Consider the following 20398-nt stretch of genomic DNA (forward strand, 5'->3'; position numbering starts at 1 on the left):
GGTCCGGGTGACCATCCGCACAGCGACCCTTCCGGCGGCCCGCATGCCGCACCTGTTCCAGCCGCGGGGCGAGGCGGCGCTCGCCGCCATCCTGCGCCGGTCGCCCCTGCTCGCCTTCGATTTCGACGGGACGCTCGCGCCCACCGTGGCCGTCCCCGACCAGGCGCGCATCTCGCGCGCGGTCTCCGACAAGCTGCGCCGGCTGGCCGCGCTCCTGCCGGTGGCGATCGTGAGCGGCCGCACCTGCGCCGACCTCGCGGAGCGGCTGGGATTCGAGCCCCACTACATCGTCGGCAACCATGGCGCCGAGATCGACGCGGCGCCGACCGCGTCGCCGGGCCAGCTCGACCCCGCGCGCGTGCTGCTCGCCTGCCACGGCGAGAAGCTGGCCGAAGCCGGCGTGCGCGTGGAAGACAAGGGCCTGTCGCTCGCGCTGCACTACCGCCTCTCGCGCCAGCCGGACATGGCGCGCTCCCTGATCCAGGAGGTGCTGGAGCCCATGCGGGCGCACTGCCGCACCTTCGGCGGGAAGATGGTGGAGAACGTCGTGCCCGCCGACGCCGCGGACAAGAGCGACGCGATGCAGCTGCTGGTGCGCCATTCCGGCGCGTCGTGCGCCCTGTTCGTCGGCGACGACGTGAACGACGAGCCGGTGTTCGAGGCGGCGCCCGACGGCTGGCTCACCATCCGCGTGGGCCGCGAGGACCCGGCCTCCAAGGCCGACTTCTTCCTCGACGGGACGGCGGAGGTCGCCCTCCTGCTCGATCGCATGCTGATGCATGTCGGGCGCTGAGGCGCCGCCGTCCGCCGCGAGCGGCCCCGCGGGCGTGCTGCCGGGCAGCTTCTATCATCCGCACCTCATGTCTTCCGCGCTCGACCGCCTGCCGCCGCCTTCCTTCGCCTTCGTGATGGCCACGGGCATCGTCGCCGTGGCCGCGCACCAGCAGGGCTGGGAGCCCGCGGCGCTGGCCTGGTTCGACGCGGGCCTGTTCGGCTGGGTGGTGTTGACGCTGCTGGCGCTGCGCCGCCTCGTGCGCCGGCCGGGCGAGGTGCTGGCGGACCTGCGCAGCCACGAGCGCGCGCCCGTGTTCTTCACCGCCGTGGCTGGCACGGGCGTGCTGGCCGGCGGCTTCCTCGTGCTGGGGCTGGGCGTGCCGGCCGCCGCCGTGCTGGGCCTGCTGGCGCTGCTCGCGTGGATCGTGATCACCTACGGCATGCTCATGCTGCTGATCACCGCGGAGCGCAAGCCCTCGCTGGAGCAGGGCATGGGCGGGGCCTGGCTGCTGATGGTGGTGGCCTGCCAGTCGGTGTCGGTGGTGGCGGGCCTGCTCTCCGGCCACGTCGCGCAGCCCTGGCGGCTGCAGCTGAACTTCCTGGCGCTGTGCACCTGGCTGTTCGGCGGCGTGCTGTACACGTGGCTGATCGGGCTGATCTTCTACCGCGCGCTGTTCTTCCGCTTCACGCCGGCCGACCTGGCGCCCTCGTACTGGATCAGCATGGGGGCCATGGCGATCTCGACCCTGGCCGGCGCGCAGCTGGTGGCGGATGCGCCGCAGATGCCGCTGCTGCAGGCGCTGCTGCCCTTCGTGAAGGGATTCACCGTGCTGTTCTGGGCCACCGGCGCGTGGTGGGTGCCGCTCGTGATCGGCCTCACGCTGTGGCGCTACTTCGTGCGGCGCGACCCCCTGCGCGCCGGGCACATCGACTGGAGCGCGGTCTTTCCGCTGGGCATGTACTCGGCGGCCACCTGGCACATGGCGCTGACGGTGGACCTGCCCTTCCTGCGGCCGGTGGCGACGCTCTTCTTCTGGGCCGCGGCGCTGGCGTGGAGCGTGACGCTGGTGGCCAAGGCGAGCGTGCTGCGGGCCGCCCTGCGCGGCCCGGCGAGCCCCCGCGAACGCCGCGCCTGACCCGCGCGCGGACGCCGGCGGCGCTGATGCCAAGGCGCAACCGGGTCCTACGCGCCCCGGCCCGGCGGCACGGCACCATGCACGCATGCTCGAGCGGCAGCTTTACCTGGATTGCGATGGCGTGCTCGCGGACTTCGACCGCGGCGCCGAGCAGGTGCTGGGCCTGCCGCCGCACCTGTTCCAGGAGCGGCACGGCAAGGGGAAGTTCTGGGCCCGCCTGGCGCAGGCGCCGGATTTCTTCGGCCGGCTGCCGCTGATGCCCGGGGCGACGGAGCTGTTCGCCGCCGTGCGCCACCTGCACCCGATCATCCTCACCGGGCTGCCGCGCGGCGACTGGGCCGCCGCGCAGAAGGTGCGCTGGGCGGCGCAGCACTTCCCGGGCACGAAGATCATCACCACGCTGGCGGCCGACAAGCGCGACCACTGCAAGCACGGCGACGTGCTGGTGGACGACACGCTGAAGTACCGCGCCCTGTGGGAAGGCGCGGGCGGCATCTTCATCCACTACCGCGGCGTCGAGCAGGCGCTCAAGGAACTTGCGGGCCTGTTCCCGCTGCGCCGCGCCGTCAGGGATTGAAGTCCGCGGCCTGCAGCTCGATCGGCTGCCCGTGCGGCGTGCGGTCGGCGGCGTGGTCCCAGGCCTGCTGGTAGCGCTGCAGCTCCGCGGGCGAGCTGGCGCCCTTGGCCGCGACGATGCGCTCCAGCGTTTCCAGCCACTGCCGGTAATACGCATCGCCCGCGTCTTCCGCGGGTTGCGCGGGGGAAGCCTGGATCGTCCGCGCGAGCGCCTGCGCCCATTCGGGCCAGGTGAACAGGCCCTGCTGGTGCAGCGCGAGCGTCATCGCGAACGCCTGCGCCTGCCACGGCGCGCGGAACACGGGCTCGTCGCCTTCGCGCGGCAGGCCGGGGAGTTCGGGCAGCTGCGTCATGCGGCTTCCAAGTAGGGTTGCCAAGCGTCGACGGAAACGCGCAGGCCCGGTGCGCCATCGTCGCCCCACAGCTCCGCGCCGTCGAACACCACCGTGTACAGCGGCTGCGGCTGCTCGCCCAGGCCCTGCGCATGCGGGTCGGCGAACACGTGGCAGCCGTGCACCCGTTCGACGGTGCCGACCTTGCCGCGCGCGTAGCCGGGCAGGCGCGTGTGATGCGGCACCGCGTGGGCGCGCGTGCGCACGCGATCGCCGACGGCAAAGCGCGGGGCCGGGCCTTCGGTGCGCACGGTGGGCGAGCCCTTCGCCAGCGCCGCGGCGACTTCGCCCGCGTGCAGCACGCGCTGCACCGGCACGGGCGGATGCAGCATGCGGCCGGCGGCGATCTCGTCGGGCAGCACCTGGCCACGCTCGGCCATCAGCTTTTCCATGGCCGCGAGCCAGATGCGGTAGTAGCTCAGGCGCGCATAGTCCGGCAGGGTCTCGCGCGCGGAGCGGCTCATGTCGATGTTCCAGCTGCCGGTGGCGCCCATCGCCAGCACGATGGCCAGCGCCGCGGGCTCCCAGCTTTCGTGGAAGCGCACGTCCTCGTCTTCCGGGATCACGGGCCCGTGCCCGAGCTGGCCGCCGAGGTCGGCATGTGTCGTGTAGCTCATGGTGCTTTCGCCAGGCCGGTGCCGATCATGGAGTCGCGCGTGACGAGCGCGGCGAGTTGTTCCTCGTCCAGCCCTTCGCTGCCGGCGGGTCGCTCGGGGATCACGAGGTAGCGCACTTCGGCGGTGGAGTCCCAGACGCGGATCTCCTTGCCGGGCGGCAGCGTCACGCCGAAGTCGGCCAGCACGCCGCGCGGGTCGCGCACGGCGCGCGAGCGGTAGGGCGCGCTCTTGTACCAGACCGGCGGCAGGCCCAGCACCGGCCACGGGTAGCAGCTGCACAGCGTGCAGACCACCATGTTGTGCACCTGCGGCGTGTTCTCCACCGCCACCATGTGCTCGCCCTGCCGGCCGGTGTAGCCGAGCGAGGCGATGGCGGCGGAAGCGTCGCGCCGCAGCCAGTCGCGGAAGGCGGGATCGCTCCACGCCCTGGCCACGACGCGGGCGCCGTTGCGCGGGCCGATGCGCGTCTGGTAGGTGTCGACGATCTCGTCCAGCGCGGCGGGGTCGATGTAGCCCTTCTGCGTCAGGACCGTCTGCAGCGCGCGAACGCGCAGGTCGGTCTCGTCGAGGTGGCTGTGCTCGTGTTCGTGATCGTGCCCGTGGCTCATGCGCCCCAGTGTGCCGTGCCCCGGCGGGCGGGACAAGTCCTACATGCCGCTTCAATGCCGCACTACGCGAGGCCTGCGCTTCGTCTTGTCAACATCGATGCATCCAAAGGAGAAAGTGCCATGAGAACCTCTGCTTCACTGAGCCTGTCCGTCCTCGCCGCCGCCGCCCTGGCCGGATGCGCGGCGCATCGCGTCGAAATGGGCGCGCCCGCGGCCGTCGTCACGAATCCGGCCACCGTCGTGGTCACGCCGCCGGTGGTGAAACTCTCGTCGGCCGACCTGCACTTCGTCGCGCTCGCCGCCGGCGCGGGCATGTACGAGGTCGAGGCCGCGCGCGTCGCGCTCAGCCGCGCCAGCGACCCGCAGGTGCGCTCCTACGCGCAGATGCTGCTGGACCAGCACACGGCGAACAACAACGAGCTCATTTCCATCATGCAGTCCAAGGGCCATCGCATCGCCCCGGGACTGCCGGCGGAACTGCAGCAGAAGGTGTCGAAGCTCTCGACCCTGTCGGGCGCGGCCTTCGACCAGGAGTTCGTCCGCATGACGGGCGTGGCCGACCACAAGGCCGCCATCGCCGCCTTCGAGCAGGGCGACCGCTCGGTGACCGACCGCGACCTGCAGGCCTACATCGACAAGACCCTGCCGGCCCTGCGCTCGCACCTGCAGATGGCGCAAGACCTCGCCGGCCGCATGGCTGGTTGAGCTGCCTCCCGGGCGGGGGCACGCCGCGTGCACCCGCCCCGGCCCATGGCTAAACTGCCGCCATGGGCTTCCTCCTCTACGGCGGCCTCGGGCTGCTGCCGCTCTGGGCGCTGATCGGCTACGCCGTGCTGGCGCAGCCCGTGCCCGCGGCGCAGTCCTCGGGCGCGCTGCTGTGGTGGTCGCTCGGCGCGATCCCGGCCTGCTTCATGACGCTGATGTTCGCCGAGGCCATCATGGTCACGCGCGAACGCCGGCCCGACCCGTGGCGGCAGCACAGGATCGTGCTGGTCGTCCTGCCCATGGCGGTGCTGCTGGTCGCGAGCGGCCTGACCTGGGAGCGCCAGGAAACCGAGCGCCATGCCGAAGAGGCGCGCATCCTGCGCTTCGTGCTCGCCGACCCGGGCGTCGCCGCCTGGCTGGGCGCCAACGCGCAGGCACAGGTCACGTTGTCGCAGCCGAACCCGGACCTCACGGGCGCGCCGCTGCGCTACTGGGTCACCGCCGAAAGCGGCCTGCGCCGCGTGCAGGCAGTGGTGGACGCGGACCGCGGCGAGGTCACGCCTTCGCCCCTGGTGCTCGCCTGCGTGGAGCGCCAGCTCGCGCCGCTGCGCGACGAAGGGGTGATGCGGTGCAGGCGCTGAGCGCGCGAAGGATCCTTCCATGAAAGCCGCCTGGTACACACGCAACGGCCCGGCCCGCGAGGTGCTGGTCGTGGGCGACCTTCCCGTGCCCGCTCCCGCCGCGGGCGAAGTCGTGGTGGAAATCCACACCTCGGGCGTCAACCCCTCCGACGTGAAGTCGCGCGCCGGCCGGCCGCTGGCATGGGAGTTCATCGTCCCGCATAGCGATGGCGCCGGCGTGATCGTCGAGGTGGGCGCCGGCGTCGACCGGGGGCGCATCGGCGAGCGCGTCTGGATCTGGAACGGCCAATGGCAGCGGCCGCTCGGGACCGCGGCCGAGACGATCGTACTGCCGCAGGAGCAGGCCGTGCCGCTGCCTTCGCACGTCGGCTTCGATGCCGGCGCCTGCTTCGGCATCCCCGCGCTGACGGCCATCCACGCCGTGCACCGGGCCGGCGAACTGGCCGGGCGCACCGTGGTCGTGACGGGCGCGGGCAGCGCCGTCGGAAACTACGTCACGCAGATCGCCGCGCGCAAGGGCGCCGTGGTCGTGGGCACGGCGGGTTCGCCCGCGCGCCGCGAGCACGCGCTGGCCGCCGGCGCGGCCCACGTGATCGACTACAAGCGCGAGCCGGTGGCCGACCGGGTCAAGGAGATCACGGGCGGTGCCGGCGCGGACGCCGTCATCGACATGGACTTCTCCACCACCGCGGCGCTCGTTCCCCAGGGCGTGCTGAAGCCGCACGGCCGGTTCGTCTGTTATGGCTCCAACCGGCGCGGCGGCTTGCCGGTCGACTTCGACACGGCGCTGCGAAGCTCCCTCGAATTCCTGTTCTTCCTGGTCTACGACCTGCGGCCGGCGGAACGCGAAGCGGCGCTCGCCGAACTGGCCGCGCTGCTGGAGGCCGACGCCCTGCAGCACGCGATCGCCGCGCGCTTCCCGCTCGCCGAAATCGCGGCCGCGCACGAGATGGTGGAGACGAGCCCGGTCCCGGGCAACGTCGTGCTGCGGCTGCGCGGCTAGGTGCCTGCTTCCGCGGCCGCGGGGCTTTCGGCTTCGCCCGGGAACAGCACCACGATCTCCGGCGCGCGGCCGGTCTCCTTCTGCAGCCAGGTCGCCACGAACTGCCGCACCGTCTTGCGGCCGTCACGCAGCCCCACGTCGCGGTTGCGGGCGTCCATGCCACGCTTCGCGAGCAGGGCGCCGAGCTCGCGTTCGAGGCTGGCGAGGTTCTCCGCCTTGTCGAAGCGCGCCCAGCCGTTCTCCGTGCGGCGCGTCGTCTCGGCGCTGTAGATCGCGACCGGCCGCGCGAGCTCCACGGGACCGGTGCGCACGACGCAGCGGGTGGGCGTGCACCGGATCGGCCACTTCTTCTCCAGCCGGACCTGGTACTGGTACAGCGCCGCCGTGCGGATCTCGGAGGTCGTCGTGCCCATGGGAATCCGCAGCTGGTCGAAGAACAGCGAGAGCGTGCGGTCATCGGCGCGCGTGAAGGTCTCGTAGCCCTTGATGCGGGCGATGACGAGCAATCCGCCGTCCGTGGGAATGATCTCCGGCGGGCGCTCGGAAGCGCTGGAGACGCTGCGGACCGAAGAGTCCGTGACCAGCTGCAAGCGCGGGCCGAGCAGGAACCAGCCGACCACCGCGGCCGCGAGCACCGCACCGGCGCCGATGCGGATGTTCACCTGCATGCTTCGCCGGCGTCGCCGCGCCGCGTCAGCAGTTGCCCTTCTTCGCCTGCCCGGGCGGGCAGAAGCTGCCGCGGCCGGACGGCGCGGGCGCGCTCACCGGGTCGATGACCACCGAACCCGACGGCGTGTAGACGGCGCAACCCGCCAGCGCGGCGAGCAGGCCGATGCAGCTCGCGAGGGCCAGGATCTTCTTCATGTTCACTCCTCCGTATCGATGACGGGGATTGTCCGGTTGACGCGCGCGGACCAGCCGCGGTGCGCGGGACTCGACGCGACGGGCGGCCGCGCAGGGGCTCCAGGCGGCCTGCGCGCGGCGGCGGCTGTTGCTTTGCGGCGGACGCTAGCTGGGTGCGGGCCGCCATCGCGGCCCTCCGGGACGCTCAGCGGGCGCGCCGCTGCAGCAGCCAGTGCAGCGCGATGCCGGCCAGCAGTCCCGCGGCGACGTTCCACAGCGACACGGCCGCCGCAGCGAGCAGCACCCAGCGCGCATCGCGCTCCGCGGGCCAGGCCGCGCCGCGCGCGAGCTGCACGCCCGCGAGGAACAGCATCACGCCGAGCACCGGCGCCGCGAAGAGCTGGAACAGCAGCTGCACGGCGCTGCCGAAGAAGAGACCCAGCACCAGCAGCAGCGCGCCCATGATCACCACGGCGCCGCCGGTGCGGGCGCCGAACGCGACGTGCGCCGCCATGCCGCCGGCGCCGTGGCACATGGGCACGCCGCCCACGCAACCCGCGAAGACGTTCATCGCGCCCGTCGTGAGCGCCGGCTCGGCCGCGGACATGGGGCGCTGCGGAAAGCGGCGGTCGTTCTCCTCGCGGATCGCGAGGATCGCGTTGCCCAGCGTCAGCGGAAGCTGCGGCAGCGCCAGCAGCGTCGTGCCGAGCAGCCAGTCCTGCCACTGCAGTCCGGCGAGCGTGAAGGGCGGCCACTGCCAGCCGATCGCAACCGAACGCAGTTGCTGCACCAGTTCCGGCTGGCGCCATGCGCCCAGCCCCACGCCGAGCGCCAGCAAGGCGAACATCGCCGGGAACACGCGGACGTTGAGGAGCACGAGCGCAACGCCGCCCGCCAGCGCCGCCTCCTTCCAGCCGCTGCGCATCAGGCCCAGGCCCTGCAGCATGAAGGCCAGCCCGAGCCCGAGCACGAGACCCGCGACGGCGGCGCGCGGCACCCGGCGGGCGATGCGGTCCATCCAGCCGCTCCTGCCCAGCACGAGCCAGAAGAGTCCCGTCACCAGCGCAGCCGCATGCACGGCGCCGGCGCCGATGCTGGCCGCCTCCACGGAGGCGATCGCGCCGGCGGCCTTCATCGGCTGCACCGGAACGGGCGTGCGGTACCACAGCCCGCAGGCGACCATCGCCGCGCCGAACGCGAACAGCACGCCCGTCGGGTCCAGCCCCACGACGCCGATGTAGGCGGCGACGAAGGGGATGAGCGTGCCGAGGTCGCCGAAGGCGCCGGCCCATTCCGTCGCGCCGTAGCGGTTGCGCGGGGCGAAGGGGCGGCCCGCCTGCGAGGCCAGGGGTGCTGTCATGCGCGCGATGCTAGCCTGTCATCCGCCCCGCACGCGGCGCCGGGCGGTCCAGCCCTGCCGCGCGATCGCCGCCACCATGCGCCACTTCAGGCGCCACTGCGGCCGGTGGCCCCAGCTGCTGGTGTGCTGCGTGCGCACGGGCTGCCAGGCCTGCGGCGCGATCTCGCCGCTGCCGGCGCCGATCTCGAAGTCGAAGCCGGAGGGCGTGATGCCGTAGAACGAGAAGGTGCCGTCGGGCGCCGGATGCTGGCCGAGGTCCAGCGCCAGCGGCACCTTGCGCGCCTGCGCCCGCTCGAAGGCGCGGCCCACGTCCATGTGCGCGTTGGCCTGCAGCATGAAGTGGTGCAGGCGCTTGCCGGCGGGCAGGTCGAACAGCGCGATGCTGTGGTGCCTGGGGTTGCAGTGCAGGAAGGTCCCGCGGATCGCGAAGGGCCCGACGCGCGTGGCCAGCCGCTCGGTGACGCCGAAGCCCAGCACGCGCACGTAGAAGTCCTCCATCGCCGCCAGCTCGCGGTGCACCAGCACGGCGTGCCCCAGGCCGGTGTCGCCGGTGCGGAACCCCGAGGGGAAGGCGTCGGAGCGGAAGGGCGCCGCGGCGCGCTCCATGCCGTGGAACAGCTCGACGGCGTTGCCCGCCGGGTCGCGCGCGAGCCAGAGGGCGGCGACGCGCCGCGCGGCGCGCAGGTCCGCGGGCGCGCAGGCGACGGCGATGCCGGCGTCGCGCAGGCGCGCGAGCACGGCGGCCAGTCCGGCCGCGTCGGCGCAGTCCAGCCCCAGGGCCAGCAGGTCGTCGCGGCCGTCCTGCACGGCGACGAGCCGCTGCGCCGCGTCGTCGATCGTCCAGCCGGCGCTGCCGTCGGGGTTGGGGAGCGGCGCGGGCAGGCCGAGCATGTCGCGGCAGAAGCCGCGCCACGCGGGGAGGTCGCGCACGCCGAAGACGAGATAGCCGAGTTGAAGGTCCATGAGGTGCTCCGGTAGAATTGGGGTGAATCTCATATTTGAGATAAGATTCAATTTTGAAGGATGCCTCAATTTCGGGGGCGACGTCAATGGCCGCCCTTCCGCCGCCGCTCGAGGCGGCCCTGTTCGCGGGCGCGGAAGCGGCCCCCAAGCGCGAGCGCACCCGGCGCCAGCTGCTGCTGGCCGCCGTGCACGTCTATGGCCAGCGCGGCGTGCGCTCCGCCACGCTGCAGGAGATCGCGGCGGCGGCCGGCGTGGCGAGCGGGACCATCTACAACTACTTCGCCACGCGCGAGGCGCTGGCGTCCGAAGTGGCGGTGTGGCTCGCCAACACGCTGTGCCAGTGCATCGCGGACAGCTATGCGGGCGTGAAAAGCGGGGTCGAGCGCATGGCGATCGGCAACCGCCGCTACCTGTGGCTGGCGCAGGAAAGCCCGGCCTGGGCGCTGATGCTGCTGGAGGTGGGAGCCGCCGCCCCCGAGCTCGCGCGCACCGTGCACGAGTACGCGCTGGCCGACCTGCGCCTGGGCGTGCGGCAGAAGGGCTTCCGCATCGTCACCGAGGCAGCGGCCATGAACCTGATCAACGGCACCATCTCCAGCGCGATGCAGTCCATCGCGCTGGGGCTGGCGCCGCCCGGCCACGCAGCCGCTGTCGCCGAGACCGTGCTGCGCGGGCTGGGCGTGCCGGCGGACGACGCGAAGGCCGCGGCGACGATGCCGCTGCCCGAACTGGCCGCCGCATGACTGCGCATGCGTCCCTGCGGTGGCGACCCCTGGCGTCCTCCGACCTGCCCGCGCTGCTCGCGGTCGCGGCCGTGGTGCATCCCGCGTATCCGGAAGACGAAGCGGTATTCGCGAGCCGCCTGCGGCTGTTCCCGGCAGGCTGCCGGGCTCTGGTGGATGCGCAGGACAAGCTGCAGGGCTATGTCGTGAGCCACCCCTGGCACGAAGCTTCGCCCGTTCCGCTCGGCCTCGTGCTGGCGGAGCTGCCCGCGCCTGCGCGGACGCTGTACCTGCACGACATCTCCCTGCTGCCGCGGGCCCGCGGCTCGGGCGCCGCCGGGACGGCCGTGCGCGAACTCGTCGCGCTGGCTGAAGCGCAGGGCCTGCCTTCCGTGTCGCTGGTCTCCGTCAGCGGCTCGGCGGGCTTCTGGACGCGGCACGGCTTCCGCGCGCTGTCGCCCGAGGCGGGTGCAGCCCTCCAGGGCTACGGCGACGCCGCCTTCATGGTGCGCGAGCTGGCCCAGCCTCTGCGCGGCAGAGCCTGACGACTCCCTCTCCCGCTCGCGGGAGAGGGCCGGGGTGAGGGCGACCGAGGTGGCATCATCCACCGCATGGCTCGCACTCCCTCCGCCCCGTCCAGCCTGCACCGCGAGCTCCGCGACGGCGTGCTGGCACTCACGCTCGACCGCCCCGAGTGCCTGAACGCGATCGACGCCGCGCTCGCGCGCGCCCTGCTGCACGCACTCCAGGACGCTGCGCGCGATGTCGCCGTCCGCGCCATCCTCCTGCGCGGCAACGGCCGCGCCTTCTGCGCCGGGCGCGACGTGCGCCAGCCGCCCACCGACGAAGACCTCGTGCTGGTGCAGCAGGTCGCCGCCGCCCTCGTCGCCGCGCCGCAGCCCGTGGTGGCGGCCGTGCACGGCTGGGTCGTGGGCGCGGGCCTCGAGTGGATGCTGGATGCGGACATCGTGATCGCCGCGCGCAGCGCGCGCTTCAAGCTGCCCGAAGCCTCGCTCGGCGTGTTCGTCACGGGTGGCTTGATGGCCACCTTGCCGGCCGCCGTGGGCCTGTCGCGCGCCAAGGCGCTCATGCTGCTCGGCGAGCCCTTCGACGCGGGGCAGGCCACCGCCTGGGGCCTCGCGTGGAAGCTCGTCGACGATGCGGAACTCGAGTCCGCCGCCTGGAACACCGCAGCCGCGCTCGCCCGGCTCGATCCCGCCGTCGCGGCCGAATTCAAGAAGGTGCTGAACTCGGTGGGGCTGGCGGCCTTCGAGCGGGCCGTCGCCGAGGAAAGCCGCGCCCAGCGCAAGCTGCAGGCGAGGAGCTGACATGGCGAGCGACCTCGACGCCCTGCTGCAGTCCGGCCCGCGCCCGCGTTCGCTGCGCGAGCTGGCCTTCCCGCGGCCGCTGCAGGCGCTCGTGCTCGCGCCGCACCCGGACGACTTCGACGCGATCGGCCTGTCGCTGCGGCACCTGGCTTCGCAAGGGCACGACGTGCACGTGGCCGTGCTCACCAGCGGGGCGAGCGGCGTCGAGGACGGCTTCGCCGGCGCGACGGATGCGGCCGCCAAGGCGGCGCTGCGCGAGACGGAGCAGCGCGAGAGCTGCGCCTTCTTCGGCCTGCCCCCGGAACGCCTGCACTTCCTGCGCCTGTGGTCCGACGACGCGAAGGCGCAAGGGGATCTCGCGCAACTGCGAAGCTGGGTCGCCGCCCGCCCCGCCGACCTCCTCTTCCTGCCGCACGGCAACGACAGCAACCGCACGCACCGGCGTACGTACGAAAGCGTACGCGCCATCGCCGGGGAGCTGCAGCTCGCGGCCTGGGCCTGCCTCAACCAGGACGCCAAGACCGCGGAGATGCGCGTCGACCTCTTCTTCGCCTTCGGCGAGGAAGAGGCCGCGTGGAAGGCGCGGCTCCTGCGCTGCCACCGCTCGCAGCAGGAGCGCAACCTGCGCACGCGCGGCAGCGGCTTCGACGCGCGCGTGCTGCAGGTGAACGCGCAGGCCGCCGCGAGCCTCGACATCGCGCTGCCGTATGCCGAAGTCTTCGAGCTGCAGCGCCTCGGAAACAAGGAAACGACTGACGCATGACCCGATCGAAGAAATCACAGGCCGCCGACGTGCTCGTCCTCGGCGGCGGCATGTCCGGCCTGTGCGCCGCGCTTTCCGCGGCGGAGCAGGGCGCCCGCGTGCTCGTGCTGGAGAAGGGCACGCGCTTCGGCGGCTCGATGGCGCTGTCCAACGGCATCGTCTGGTCCTTCATGCGCAGCGAGGACGTGCGCCAGCGGCTGCAGGAAGGCGACACGGCCCTGCAGGACCTCGTGGTGGAGCACCTGCCCGCCGGCATGGACTGGCTGGCCGCGCACGGCGTGCAGCTGCAACCGCGGCAGGAGTACTTCGGCTACGGCCACGGGCGGCCGGCGAGCGGGCCGCAGATGGCGGCCGCGCTGTGCGACGCGATCACGGCCCGTGGCGGCACGCTGCTGCCGGCCACCGCGCTGCAGGAGCTGCGCGTCGAAGACGGCGCCGTCACGGGCGCGCTCGCCGTGGACGCGGAAGGCTGCATCGAGGCGAGCGCGCCCGCCGTCGTCCTCGCCACCGGCGGCTTCCAGGGCAATGCCGAACTGCTGGCGCGCTACGTCACGCCGCAGGCGCAGCACCTGTACCTGCGCGCGAACCCCTGGAGCACCGGCGACGGCCTGCTCGCCGCGACGGCCGCGGGCGCGGCCACCACCGCGTCGCTCGGCGAGTTCTACGGCCACGCGATGACGGCGCCGCCCGCGCGCTTCGGCGCCGACCGCTTCCAGGAGATGAGCCACAAGTACGGCCCCATGGCCGTCGCCCTCAACCTGGACGGCCGCCGCTTCTTCGACGAATCCGCCGGCACCGGCGAGGAAACGCTGAACATCGCGATCGCCCGCCAGCGCGAGGCCACCGCCGCCTACGTGTTCGACGCGACCACCGCGGACCGGCCCTACGAAGCCGGCCCGCTGGCCCGCGTGATCGTGGAGCGCGCGAAGCAGGCGGGAGGCCCGGTGCTGCAGGCCGATACGCTCGACGGCCTCGCCGCGCGGATGCAGGACTGGGGCTTCCCCGCGCGCGAAGTGCTGCGCACGCTGCGCGAATTCAACGCCGCCATCGCCGCGGGCGAGGGCGCCTTCCTGCAGCCGCCGAGGCGCGGCGAGCCCTACGGCGTCGTGCAGCCGCCGTTCACCGCCGCGCTCGTGCGCGCCGCGATCACCTTCACCTGCGGCGGCCTCGCGGTGGACCTGGACATGCGCGTGCTGCGCCGCGCAGCCTCGGTGGCTATGCTGCCGCTGGTGCGGGCACCGGCTGGCGAGCTGCAGGTCGCCGCGGTGCCGGGCCTGTTCGCGGCCGGCTGCGACGTGGGAGGCATCTCCGGCGCGTCGTACATGGGCGGGCTGGCGCAGGCGCTCGTCACGGGGCGGCTGGCGGGCGCGCAGGCCGCGGAGCGAGGGCGCGCGGAAGCGCAGAACTGAGCGCGTCCCGGCGGCGCGCCCCGCGCTTCAGCCGCGCAAGCGGCGCCCGCCGCCGTGCCGCCGGTCCGCCTTCTCCGGCACCGGGCGCGTCGCCGCGATGCGCTCGGCGCCCTCGGTGAGCTTCCGCAGCATCACACCGAAGGCCTCGCGCTCCTGCGGTGTCAGCACGGACAGCACTTCGTCGTTGAACGCGGCGGACAGCGGCTGCAGGTCGTCGTAGACGGCGCGCCCGGCTTCGGTGAGGTGCACCTCGGCGCGGCGCGCGTCGCCCGGGACGGCGACGCGCCGCAGCAGTTGCTTGGACACGAGCTGCGTGATCAGCGCCGACACGCGTCCCCGTTCCAGGTGCGTGCGCTGCGCCAGGTCGGTCGGCGACATCGCGCCGTGCTCCGCGAGCAGCGCGATCACGCGCCATTCGCGCCGCGTGATGCCGTAGCGGCCCTCGCAGAGCCGCACGATCATCGCTCCGCTCGCCGCCAGCAGGCGGCTCAGACGGTAATTGAGCAGGTCCTCGGACCTGCGCGGTTCAGCCAGGGACATGAGGGTTAATGCGGAGACCCGCGCGCAGATAGTTCAATAGTTGAATTATTGCCCCAGCTCCTAGACTGGACAGCGTCCCTTGCAGCCTCCCGACCGAATGAAGTCCCCACAACTCACTCCAGGAATCCGCATCTACGGTTCCGAAGTGTTCGATCTCGCCAACTCCTGGCGGGGCTATCGCATCAACAAGATGTGCAACGCGCTGTCCCAGGCGGCCAACCGCGACGCGTTCAAGCGCGACGAGGAAGCCTTCATGGCGGCGCACCACCTCACCGAGGAAGAGAAGCAGCTCGTGCGCGATCGCGATTTCTCCGGCCTGCTGGCCGCCGGCGGCAACATCTACTTCCTGCTGAAGCTGGGCGTGGTCACCGGCAACGGCCTGTACAAGATGGGCGCGAAGATGCGTGGCGAGAGCTACGAGCAGTTCCTCGCCACCCGCAACGACGCGGGAGCCACGTGATGGGACGCATCGTCGCCGGCATCGGCACCTCCCACGTTCCCTCCATCGGCGGCGCCTACGACCGCGGGAAGACCGCCACGCCCGCCTGGAAGCCCCTGTTCGACGCCTACGTGCCCGTGCGCGAGTGGCTCAAGGAGCAGCAGGTCGACGTCTGCATCATGGTCTACAACGACCACGGCGCCGACTTCTTCTTCGACAAGTACCCGACCTTCGCGATCGGCTGCGCCGACAGCTACCCGATCGCCGACGAGGGCTTCGGCGTGCGGCCGCTGCCGGCGATCCGCGGCGACCTGGCCTTCTCGCAGCACCTGTGCACCTCGCTGGTGTACGACGAGTTCGACATCACGTTGTGCCAGGAGATGGCGGTGGAGCACGGCTTCCTGGTACCCATGCACCTGTGCTTCGACCCGCAGGCCGACGGCTGGCCGGTGGCCTGCGTGCCGGTGGAGGTGAACGTGCTGCAGCACCCGCTGCCGACGGCGCGGCGCTGCCTGCGCCTGGGCCAGGCGATCCGCCGCGCGGTGGACAGCTACGACAAGGACATCAAGGTGGCGATCATCGGCACCGGCGGGATGTCGCACCAGCTCACCGGCCCGAACTTCGGGGCGATGAACGAGAAGGAAGACCAGGAGTTCCTGGACCGCATCGAACGCGACCCGGAAAGCCTGGCCGGCCTGACGCACGAGCAGATGATGCAGAAGTACGGCGTCGAGGGCATCGAGCTGATCATGTGGCTGGTGATGCGCGGAGCGCTGGCGCCCGACGTGAAGCGCATCCACCGCAACTACTACGCGCCGATGACGACCGGCATGGGACTCATCACGCTGACCGACGGCAACTGACAGAACCGGGCCCCGCGCGGGCCCCACAGGAGTAGACATGACGACGTTCATCCGGAACGCGTGGTACGTAGCGGCGTGGTCGAAGGAAGTCGGCCGCTCGCTGTTCAAGCGCCGCATCCTCGGCGAACCGGTGGTGCTGTACCGCAAGCAGGACGGCACGCCCGCGGCCCTGATCGACCGCTGCGCGCACAAGCTGGTGCCGCTGTCCATGGGACAGCTGGTGGGCGACTTCGTGCAGTGCGGCTACCACGGCATGGAGTACGACTGCTCCGGCAAGTGCGTGAAGGTGCCGGGCCAGGACCGCATCCCGCCCACGGCGCTGGTCCGCAGCTTCCCGGTGGCCGAGCGCTACAACGCCATCTGGATCTGGATGGGCGACCCGGAGCTGGCCGATCCCGCGAAGATCCACCAGGTGCTGCGCTACGGCGAGCCGGGCTGGGCCGTGATCGACGGGCAGTACCAGTACCACCGCACCAACTACCTCAACATCGCCGAGAACCTGCAGGACCCGGCGCACACCACCTATACGCACCGCTCCACGATCGGCAATCCCGCCGCCAGCGAGGTGCCGGTGAAGGTGGAGCAGAACGGGGACCACGTGGTGAGCTGGCGCTGGACCAACAACGCGCCGCCCCCGCCGATCGACCGCCAGACCGGCGGCTTCACGGGCCTCACCGACCGCTGCCAGTACTACAACTTCTTCGCGCCCTGCGTGTCGCGGGTCGACGTGTGCACGCTGGAGGCGGGCCAGGAGCACACCGAGGAGAACATGGACCGCGGCCACCGCGCGTTCAGCTACAAGTTCCTCACGCCGGAGACCGAGAGCACCACGCACTTCTTCTGGATGCACGTGCGCAACTTCGGCGTGGGCGACGAGCAGCTGGAGCCTTCGCTGATCGAGGGCATGAACCGCACCTTCGAGGAAGACAACGTGATCTGCGGGGCCATCCAGCGCGAGCAGGAAGCGACCGGCGTGCGCCAGCTCACCTTCCTCGCGATCGATGCCGGGCCGGGGCGCGTCCGCCGCATGCTCGAACAGATGGCCGCGGCCGAAGCCGCGGGCCAGGGTCCCTCCAGCAACAGCGCCCCGCGCGCGAAGGAAACCGCATGAAGCGTCGTGATTTCAACCTGGCCGCGGCCGCCGCGCTGCTGCCCGGCGCCGCCCTGCAGGCGCACGCCTCGGACGCGCCGTATCCAGACCGGCCGATCAAGTTCGTCGTGCCCTTCCCGCCGGGCGGCCTCACCGACCGCATCGCGCGCTCGCTGGCGCAGGACATGGGCGATTCCATGGGCCAGCCGGTGGTGGTGGACAATCGCCCGGGCGCCGGCGCGACCATCGGCAGCGACTTCGTGGCGCGCGCCAAGCCGGACGGCTACACGATCCTGCTGGGCGCGCACGCCTCGCACGCCATCAACCTGAGCCTGATGAAGCTGCCGTACGACCCGGTGCGCAGCTTCGAGCCCGTGAGCCTGCTGGCCACGGTGCCCAACATGCTGCTGGTGCGGCCCACGTTCCCGGGCTCCTCGCTGCGCGAGCTGATCGCCGAGGCGAAGAAGCATCCGGGCAAGCTGACCTACACGTCGGCCGGCGTCGGCACCTCGGGCCACATCGCGGGCTCGATGCTCGCCTCCATGGCCGGCATCGACCTGCTGCACGTGCCGGCGCGCGGCCCGGCGCAGGCGGTGCAGGACGCGCTGGGCGGCCACGTGGACATCCTCTTCGACAGCACCGCGCTGTCGATGCCGCTGGTGAAGACCGGCAAGCTCAAGGCGCTCGCGGTCACCAGCACCGAGCGGTCGCCGGCGCTGCCCGACCTGCCCACCATGGCCGAAGCCGGCCTGCCCGGCTACGAGGTGCTGCTGTGGTTCGCGCTGTACGCGCCGGCCGGCACGCCGAAGGCCATCGTGCAGCGCCTGCACGCGGAGACCGTCAAGGCCTTCGCCGATCCCAAGGTTCGCGATCCGCTGGTCCGCGATGGCGTGGACGTGGTGGCGAGCACGCCGCAGCACCTGGCGCGGTTCCAGGGTTCCGAGATCACCAAGTACGCGAAGCTGGTCAAGGCCCTCGGACTCGAGCCGCGTTGAGCGCGCGCCGAGCGGGGCGGCCGCCCGGCCGCCCCATGACATGAAAACGAAACGGAGACTCTTCCCATGAAAAAGAACAAGCCGCTCTTCGCGGCGGCCGTGGCGCTCGCCGCCGCTTCCCTCGCTCCCGCCGCCCTGGCGCAGAGCAGCGTCCAGATCTACGGGATCATGGACGCGGGCGTGATGGCCTCGGACACCGGCGCGCCGGGCCCGAGCAAGAAGATGGAACTGGCCACGGGCAACGGGGCCGGCACGCGGCTCGGCTTCCGCGGCATCGAGGATCTCGGCTCGGGCCTCAAGGCCTTGTTCGAACTGGAAATGGGCATCTCCAACGACACGGGCCAGCTGATCGGGTTCGGCGAGCCCGGCGGCGCCTTCTTCGGCCGCAAGTCCTTCGTCGGCTTGTCGGGCGCGTTCGGCGAAGTGCACCTGGGCCGCGACTACACGCCAGCCTGGCAGACCATCTTCCGCACCGACCGCTTCCGCTTCGGCCTGCCGGGCACGACCTCGACTTCCAGCGGCGTCATCTTCACGCGGGCCAACAACGGCATCTTCTACGCGAGCCCGGTGTTCGCCGGCTTCCGCGCGCGCCTCGCCTACAGCTTCGGCGCCGAGTCGGCGACCGTGCACGACCAGGGCCGCCTGGCGGGCGGCACGCTCGAATACCGCAACGGCCCGCTGTTCGTGAGCGCGGCGATGCAGCGCCGCGGCGACCTCGATCCTGCCTCGGCAACCCGTACCGCCAGCATGACGGAGCGGGGCATCGGCGCGGAATACGAGGTCGGCCGCTACGGTTTCAGCGCCGGCTACTGGCACGCCAACCCGGTGACGGCCACCGCCGACGCGGTGGACGAGAGCCGCGCCGTCTGGCTGGGCGCCAGCATGAAGGTCGGCGCCGGCAAGGTGCAGGCGCAGGTCACGCGCACGCGCCTCGACGTGGTCGGCCGCGGCGAGGGGCGGGCGCTGACGGCGGGCATCTCCTACATCCATTCGCTGTCCAAGCGCACCTCGCTGTACGCCGGCATCGGCACCGTGCGCAACGACGACAACGCGCGCATGCCGCTCAACACCGGCACCGTGCGCGTGGGCGGCACCGCCTTCGGCGCGGATCCGCGCGCCGTGCTGGTCGGAATGCGCCACGACTTCTGAGGAAAGAGAGAGCATGCAGGCCGCCGCCCCGTCGCCGTTGCGCATCCAGTCCATCAGCTATGCCGCCGAAGGCGTGCTGCTGTTCGAGCTGCGTCCGCCCGGCGCCGGGGCGCTGCCCGCGTTCACGCCGGGCGCGCACATCGACGTGCACCTGGCGGAAGGGCTCGTGCGCAGCTACTCGCTGCTGAACGATCCCGGGGAGCGCCACCGCTACGTGATCGGCGTCAAGCGCGACCCGGCCAGCCGCGGCGGCTCGGCCTGGCTGCACGAGCGCGCGCGCGCGGGGCAGCTGGTCGAGGTCGGCGGCCCGCGCAACAACTTCGCCTTGCAGGAGGATGCGCCGCACTCGGTGTTCCTCGCCGGCGGCATCGGCATCACGCCGCTGTGGAGCATGATGCAGCGGCTGCAGAAACTGCAGCGGCCCTGGACCCTGCACTACGGCAGCGCCAGCCGCGCGACGGCGGCCCTGCTGGAGCAGGTGACGCAGTGTGGCGGGCGCGTGCACACGCATTTCGCCGACGAGGGCGAGTCGAAGCTGGACATCGCGGCGATCGTGGGCGATGCGCCGGCCGGCGCGCATTTCTATTGCTGCGGACCGTCGGGCATGCTCGAGGCCTTCCGCGCGGCGTGCAGCTCGCTTCCTGCCGAGCGCGTGCATTTCGAGTATTTCGCGAACCAGGAGGCGCCCGCCGCCGAGGGTGGCTTCACGGTGAAGCTGGCGCGCAGCGGCCGCAGCGTGCAGGTGGAGCCGGGCCGCACCATCCTGGAAACGCTGGAAGCCTGCGGCTTCGACCTCCCCTTCTCCTGCCGCGAAGGCATGTGCGGCGCCTGCGAGACGCGCGTGCTTTCCGGGCGGCCCGACCACCGCGACATGGTGCTGTCGGAGACGGACCGCGCCGCCGGCAAGACCATGATGATCTGCTGCTCGGGCGCGCTGGACGCCGAGATCGAACTGGATCTCTGAAGCCGCGTCAGCCCAGCAGGCTGCGGATGATGTCCACGACGATGTCGCCGCTGGAAACCAGCACCACCTGGTTGTCCACCACCGCGTAGCGATAGCCCGCGGGGGCCGGCGGCAGCGTCCTGCGGACGTGCCGCGGGATCACGTAGACGGCGTCGCCGGGGACGCGGTGCCCGACCACCAGGTCGCGGTCGCGATGCAGCTTCTTCGCCTGGCCCGGGGGCAGGCAGCCGTTGTGCTTCTTCGCCAGGCCCGGCGGGCAGCCGCGGTAGTCGTCGCGATCGCGCAGCGCGATGCGGTAGTCACGGTCGTGATGACGGTCGTGGTGGCGTTCGACCACCGCGCCGCGGTCCTTGCCGTGGTGCGCCTTGCCGTGGTCGTGCCCGCCCTTGTCGGCCAGCGCGGGCGTCGTGGCCAGGGCGCCCAGCAGGACGGCCAGCAGGAGCTTGTGGGGATTCTTGTTCATGGAGGTCTCCGGAATCTTCAGCCCGAGCATTCCGTGCCCTGCACGGCCTGGGTGT

General features: G+C 72.1%; 26 protein-coding genes. 17 read left to right on the forward strand and 9 right to left on the reverse strand.

Translation table 11 applies throughout. From position 1 onward, the window contains the following. Positions 1–7: 7 nt before the first annotated feature. From otsB to ACY0MJ_RS18075, 3 genes are all read left to right on the forward strand, one after another. A complete protein-coding gene (otsB, locus tag ACY0MJ_RS18065) occupies positions 8–793 on the forward strand; it encodes a trehalose-phosphatase (protein ID WP_462639923.1) in 786 nt (261 codons plus the stop codon). Next, positions 780–1910, forward strand: coding sequence for a tellurite resistance/C4-dicarboxylate transporter family protein (locus tag ACY0MJ_RS18070; protein WP_462639924.1), 1131 nt, complete (start codon positions 780–782; stop codon positions 1908–1910). Before otsB ends, ACY0MJ_RS18070 begins: the two co-directional genes overlap by 14 nt. An 85-nt stretch (positions 1911–1995) precedes the next feature. Beyond that, a complete protein-coding gene (locus tag ACY0MJ_RS18075) occupies positions 1996–2487 on the forward strand; it encodes a 5' nucleotidase, NT5C type (protein WP_462639925.1) in 492 nt (163 codons plus the stop codon). On the opposite strand, the gene ACY0MJ_RS18080 is transcribed toward ACY0MJ_RS18075, so the two are convergent. From ACY0MJ_RS18080 to nthA, 3 genes are read right to left on the reverse strand one after another with little or no spacing between them, the layout of a single operon-like run. Next, positions 2477–2839 carry a nitrile hydratase accessory protein gene (locus ACY0MJ_RS18080; RefSeq protein WP_462639926.1) on the reverse strand — a complete coding sequence of 121 codons (363 nt, stop codon included), beginning with the start codon at positions 2837–2839 and terminating at the stop codon, positions 2477–2479. The genes ACY0MJ_RS18075 and ACY0MJ_RS18080 overlap by 11 nt on opposite strands. Continuing rightward, on the reverse strand, positions 2836–3495 hold the full coding sequence (nthB, locus tag ACY0MJ_RS18085; protein ID WP_462639927.1) for a nitrile hydratase subunit beta: 660 nt from the start codon (positions 3493–3495) through the stop codon (positions 2836–2838). The genes ACY0MJ_RS18080 and nthB overlap by 4 nt, the downstream gene beginning before the upstream one ends. Further along, positions 3492–4103: a nitrile hydratase subunit alpha gene (nthA, locus tag ACY0MJ_RS18090; protein ID WP_462639928.1), complete on the reverse strand. Its 612-nt coding sequence runs from the start codon at positions 4101–4103 to the stop codon at positions 3492–3494. Before nthA ends, nthB begins: the two co-directional genes overlap by 4 nt. Before the next feature lie 120 nt (positions 4104–4223). Here nthA and ACY0MJ_RS18095 point away from each other — a divergent pair, with 120 nt between their 5' ends. From ACY0MJ_RS18095 to ACY0MJ_RS18105, 3 genes are all read left to right on the forward strand, one after another. Next, positions 4224–4808, forward strand: a complete 585-nt coding sequence (locus ACY0MJ_RS18095) for a DUF4142 domain-containing protein (RefSeq protein WP_462639929.1) — start codon at positions 4224–4226, stop codon at positions 4806–4808. Positions 4809–4870: 62 nt separating this feature from the next. Continuing rightward, positions 4871–5449 carry a hypothetical protein gene (locus ACY0MJ_RS18100; protein ID WP_462639930.1) on the forward strand — a complete coding sequence of 193 codons (579 nt, stop codon included), beginning with the start codon at positions 4871–4873 and terminating at the stop codon, positions 5447–5449. A 19-nt stretch (positions 5450–5468) separates the two neighbouring features. After that, complete coding sequence (locus tag ACY0MJ_RS18105) at positions 5469–6452, forward strand: NADPH:quinone reductase (protein WP_462639931.1); 984 nt, start codon at positions 5469–5471, stop codon at positions 6450–6452. Here the strand turns inward: ACY0MJ_RS18105 and ACY0MJ_RS18110 are convergent. The 4 genes from ACY0MJ_RS18110 to ACY0MJ_RS18125 form a co-directional block, all read right to left on the reverse strand. Further along, complete coding sequence (locus tag ACY0MJ_RS18110; protein WP_462639932.1) at positions 6449–7120, reverse strand: hypothetical protein; 672 nt, start codon at positions 7118–7120, stop codon at positions 6449–6451. The two genes, ACY0MJ_RS18105 and ACY0MJ_RS18110, sit on opposite strands and share 4 nt — an antisense overlap. 25 nt (positions 7121–7145) lie before the next feature. After that, complete coding sequence (locus ACY0MJ_RS18115) at positions 7146–7316, reverse strand: hypothetical protein (RefSeq protein ID WP_462639933.1); 171 nt, start codon at positions 7314–7316, stop codon at positions 7146–7148. Positions 7317–7500: 184 nt separating this feature from the next. After that, positions 7501–8655, reverse strand: a complete 1155-nt coding sequence (locus ACY0MJ_RS18120) for a putative sulfate/molybdate transporter (protein WP_462639934.1) — start codon at positions 8653–8655, stop codon at positions 7501–7503. An 18-nt stretch (positions 8656–8673) separates the two neighbouring features. Further along, complete coding sequence (locus tag ACY0MJ_RS18125) at positions 8674–9618, reverse strand: VOC family protein (protein ID WP_462639935.1); 945 nt, start codon at positions 9616–9618, stop codon at positions 8674–8676. Positions 9619–9704: 86 nt separating this feature from the next. Here ACY0MJ_RS18125 and ACY0MJ_RS18130 point away from each other — a divergent pair, with 86 nt between their 5' ends. The 5 genes from ACY0MJ_RS18130 (at position 9705) to ACY0MJ_RS18150 (ending at position 13840) form a co-directional block, all read left to right on the forward strand. Continuing rightward, entirely contained in the window at positions 9705–10361 is a 657-nt protein-coding gene (locus ACY0MJ_RS18130) for a TetR/AcrR family transcriptional regulator (RefSeq protein WP_462639936.1), read from the forward strand. Beyond that, a complete protein-coding gene (locus ACY0MJ_RS18135; protein ID WP_462639937.1) occupies positions 10358–10885 on the forward strand; it encodes a GNAT family N-acetyltransferase in 528 nt (175 codons plus the stop codon). The genes ACY0MJ_RS18130 and ACY0MJ_RS18135 overlap by 4 nt, the downstream gene beginning before the upstream one ends. A gap of 66 nt (positions 10886–10951) precedes the next feature. After that, entirely contained in the window at positions 10952–11668 is a 717-nt protein-coding gene (locus ACY0MJ_RS18140; protein ID WP_462639938.1) for an enoyl-CoA hydratase/isomerase family protein, read from the forward strand. 1 nt (position 11669) lies between these two features. Beyond that, positions 11670–12431 carry a PIG-L deacetylase family protein gene (locus tag ACY0MJ_RS18145; RefSeq protein WP_462639939.1) on the forward strand — a complete coding sequence of 254 codons (762 nt, stop codon included), beginning with the start codon at positions 11670–11672 and terminating at the stop codon, positions 12429–12431. Continuing rightward, on the forward strand, positions 12428–13840 hold the full coding sequence (locus ACY0MJ_RS18150; RefSeq protein ID WP_462639940.1) for an FAD-dependent oxidoreductase: 1413 nt from the start codon (positions 12428–12430) through the stop codon (positions 13838–13840). Before ACY0MJ_RS18145 ends, ACY0MJ_RS18150 begins: the two co-directional genes overlap by 4 nt. A 27-nt stretch (positions 13841–13867) precedes the next feature. Here ACY0MJ_RS18150 and ACY0MJ_RS18155 read toward each other — a convergent pair whose 3' ends face one another. Then, on the reverse strand, positions 13868–14380 hold the full coding sequence (locus ACY0MJ_RS18155; protein WP_462639941.1) for a MarR family winged helix-turn-helix transcriptional regulator: 513 nt from the start codon (positions 14378–14380) through the stop codon (positions 13868–13870). 97 nt (positions 14381–14477) lie between these two features. Between ACY0MJ_RS18155 and ACY0MJ_RS18160 the strand changes: the two genes are divergently transcribed. From ACY0MJ_RS18160 to ACY0MJ_RS18185, 6 genes are all read left to right on the forward strand, one after another. Continuing rightward, the gene (locus ACY0MJ_RS18160) at positions 14478–14840 is read left to right on the forward strand and encodes a protocatechuate 3,4-dioxygenase (protein WP_462639942.1); all 363 of its coding nucleotides are present in this window, start codon (positions 14478–14480) and stop codon (positions 14838–14840) included. Continuing rightward, complete coding sequence (locus ACY0MJ_RS18165) at positions 14840–15682, forward strand: class III extradiol dioxygenase family protein (RefSeq protein WP_462639943.1); 843 nt, start codon at positions 14840–14842, stop codon at positions 15680–15682. Before ACY0MJ_RS18160 ends, ACY0MJ_RS18165 begins: the two co-directional genes overlap by 1 nt. Positions 15683–15719: 37 nt before the next feature. Then, positions 15720–16793 carry an aromatic ring-hydroxylating dioxygenase subunit alpha gene (locus tag ACY0MJ_RS18170; RefSeq protein WP_462639944.1) on the forward strand — a complete coding sequence of 358 codons (1074 nt, stop codon included), beginning with the start codon at positions 15720–15722 and terminating at the stop codon, positions 16791–16793. Next, a complete protein-coding gene (locus ACY0MJ_RS18175; protein ID WP_462639945.1) occupies positions 16790–17767 on the forward strand; it encodes a tripartite tricarboxylate transporter substrate binding protein in 978 nt (325 codons plus the stop codon). Before ACY0MJ_RS18170 ends, ACY0MJ_RS18175 begins: the two co-directional genes overlap by 4 nt. Before the next feature lie 66 nt (positions 17768–17833). Next, positions 17834–18916, forward strand: a complete 1083-nt coding sequence (locus tag ACY0MJ_RS18180) for a porin (protein ID WP_462639946.1) — start codon at positions 17834–17836, stop codon at positions 18914–18916. Positions 18917–18929: 13 nt separating this feature from the next. Next, a complete protein-coding gene (locus tag ACY0MJ_RS18185; protein ID WP_462639947.1) occupies positions 18930–19880 on the forward strand; it encodes a PDR/VanB family oxidoreductase in 951 nt (316 codons plus the stop codon). Between the two features lie 7 nt (positions 19881–19887). Here ACY0MJ_RS18185 and ACY0MJ_RS18190 read toward each other — a convergent pair whose 3' ends face one another. Continuing rightward, positions 19888–20343: a hypothetical protein gene (locus ACY0MJ_RS18190; RefSeq protein ID WP_462639948.1), complete on the reverse strand. Its 456-nt coding sequence runs from the start codon at positions 20341–20343 to the stop codon at positions 19888–19890. Positions 20344–20398 lie beyond the last annotated feature (55 nt).

Source organism: Ramlibacter sp. bp-362, from assembly GCF_054956735.1.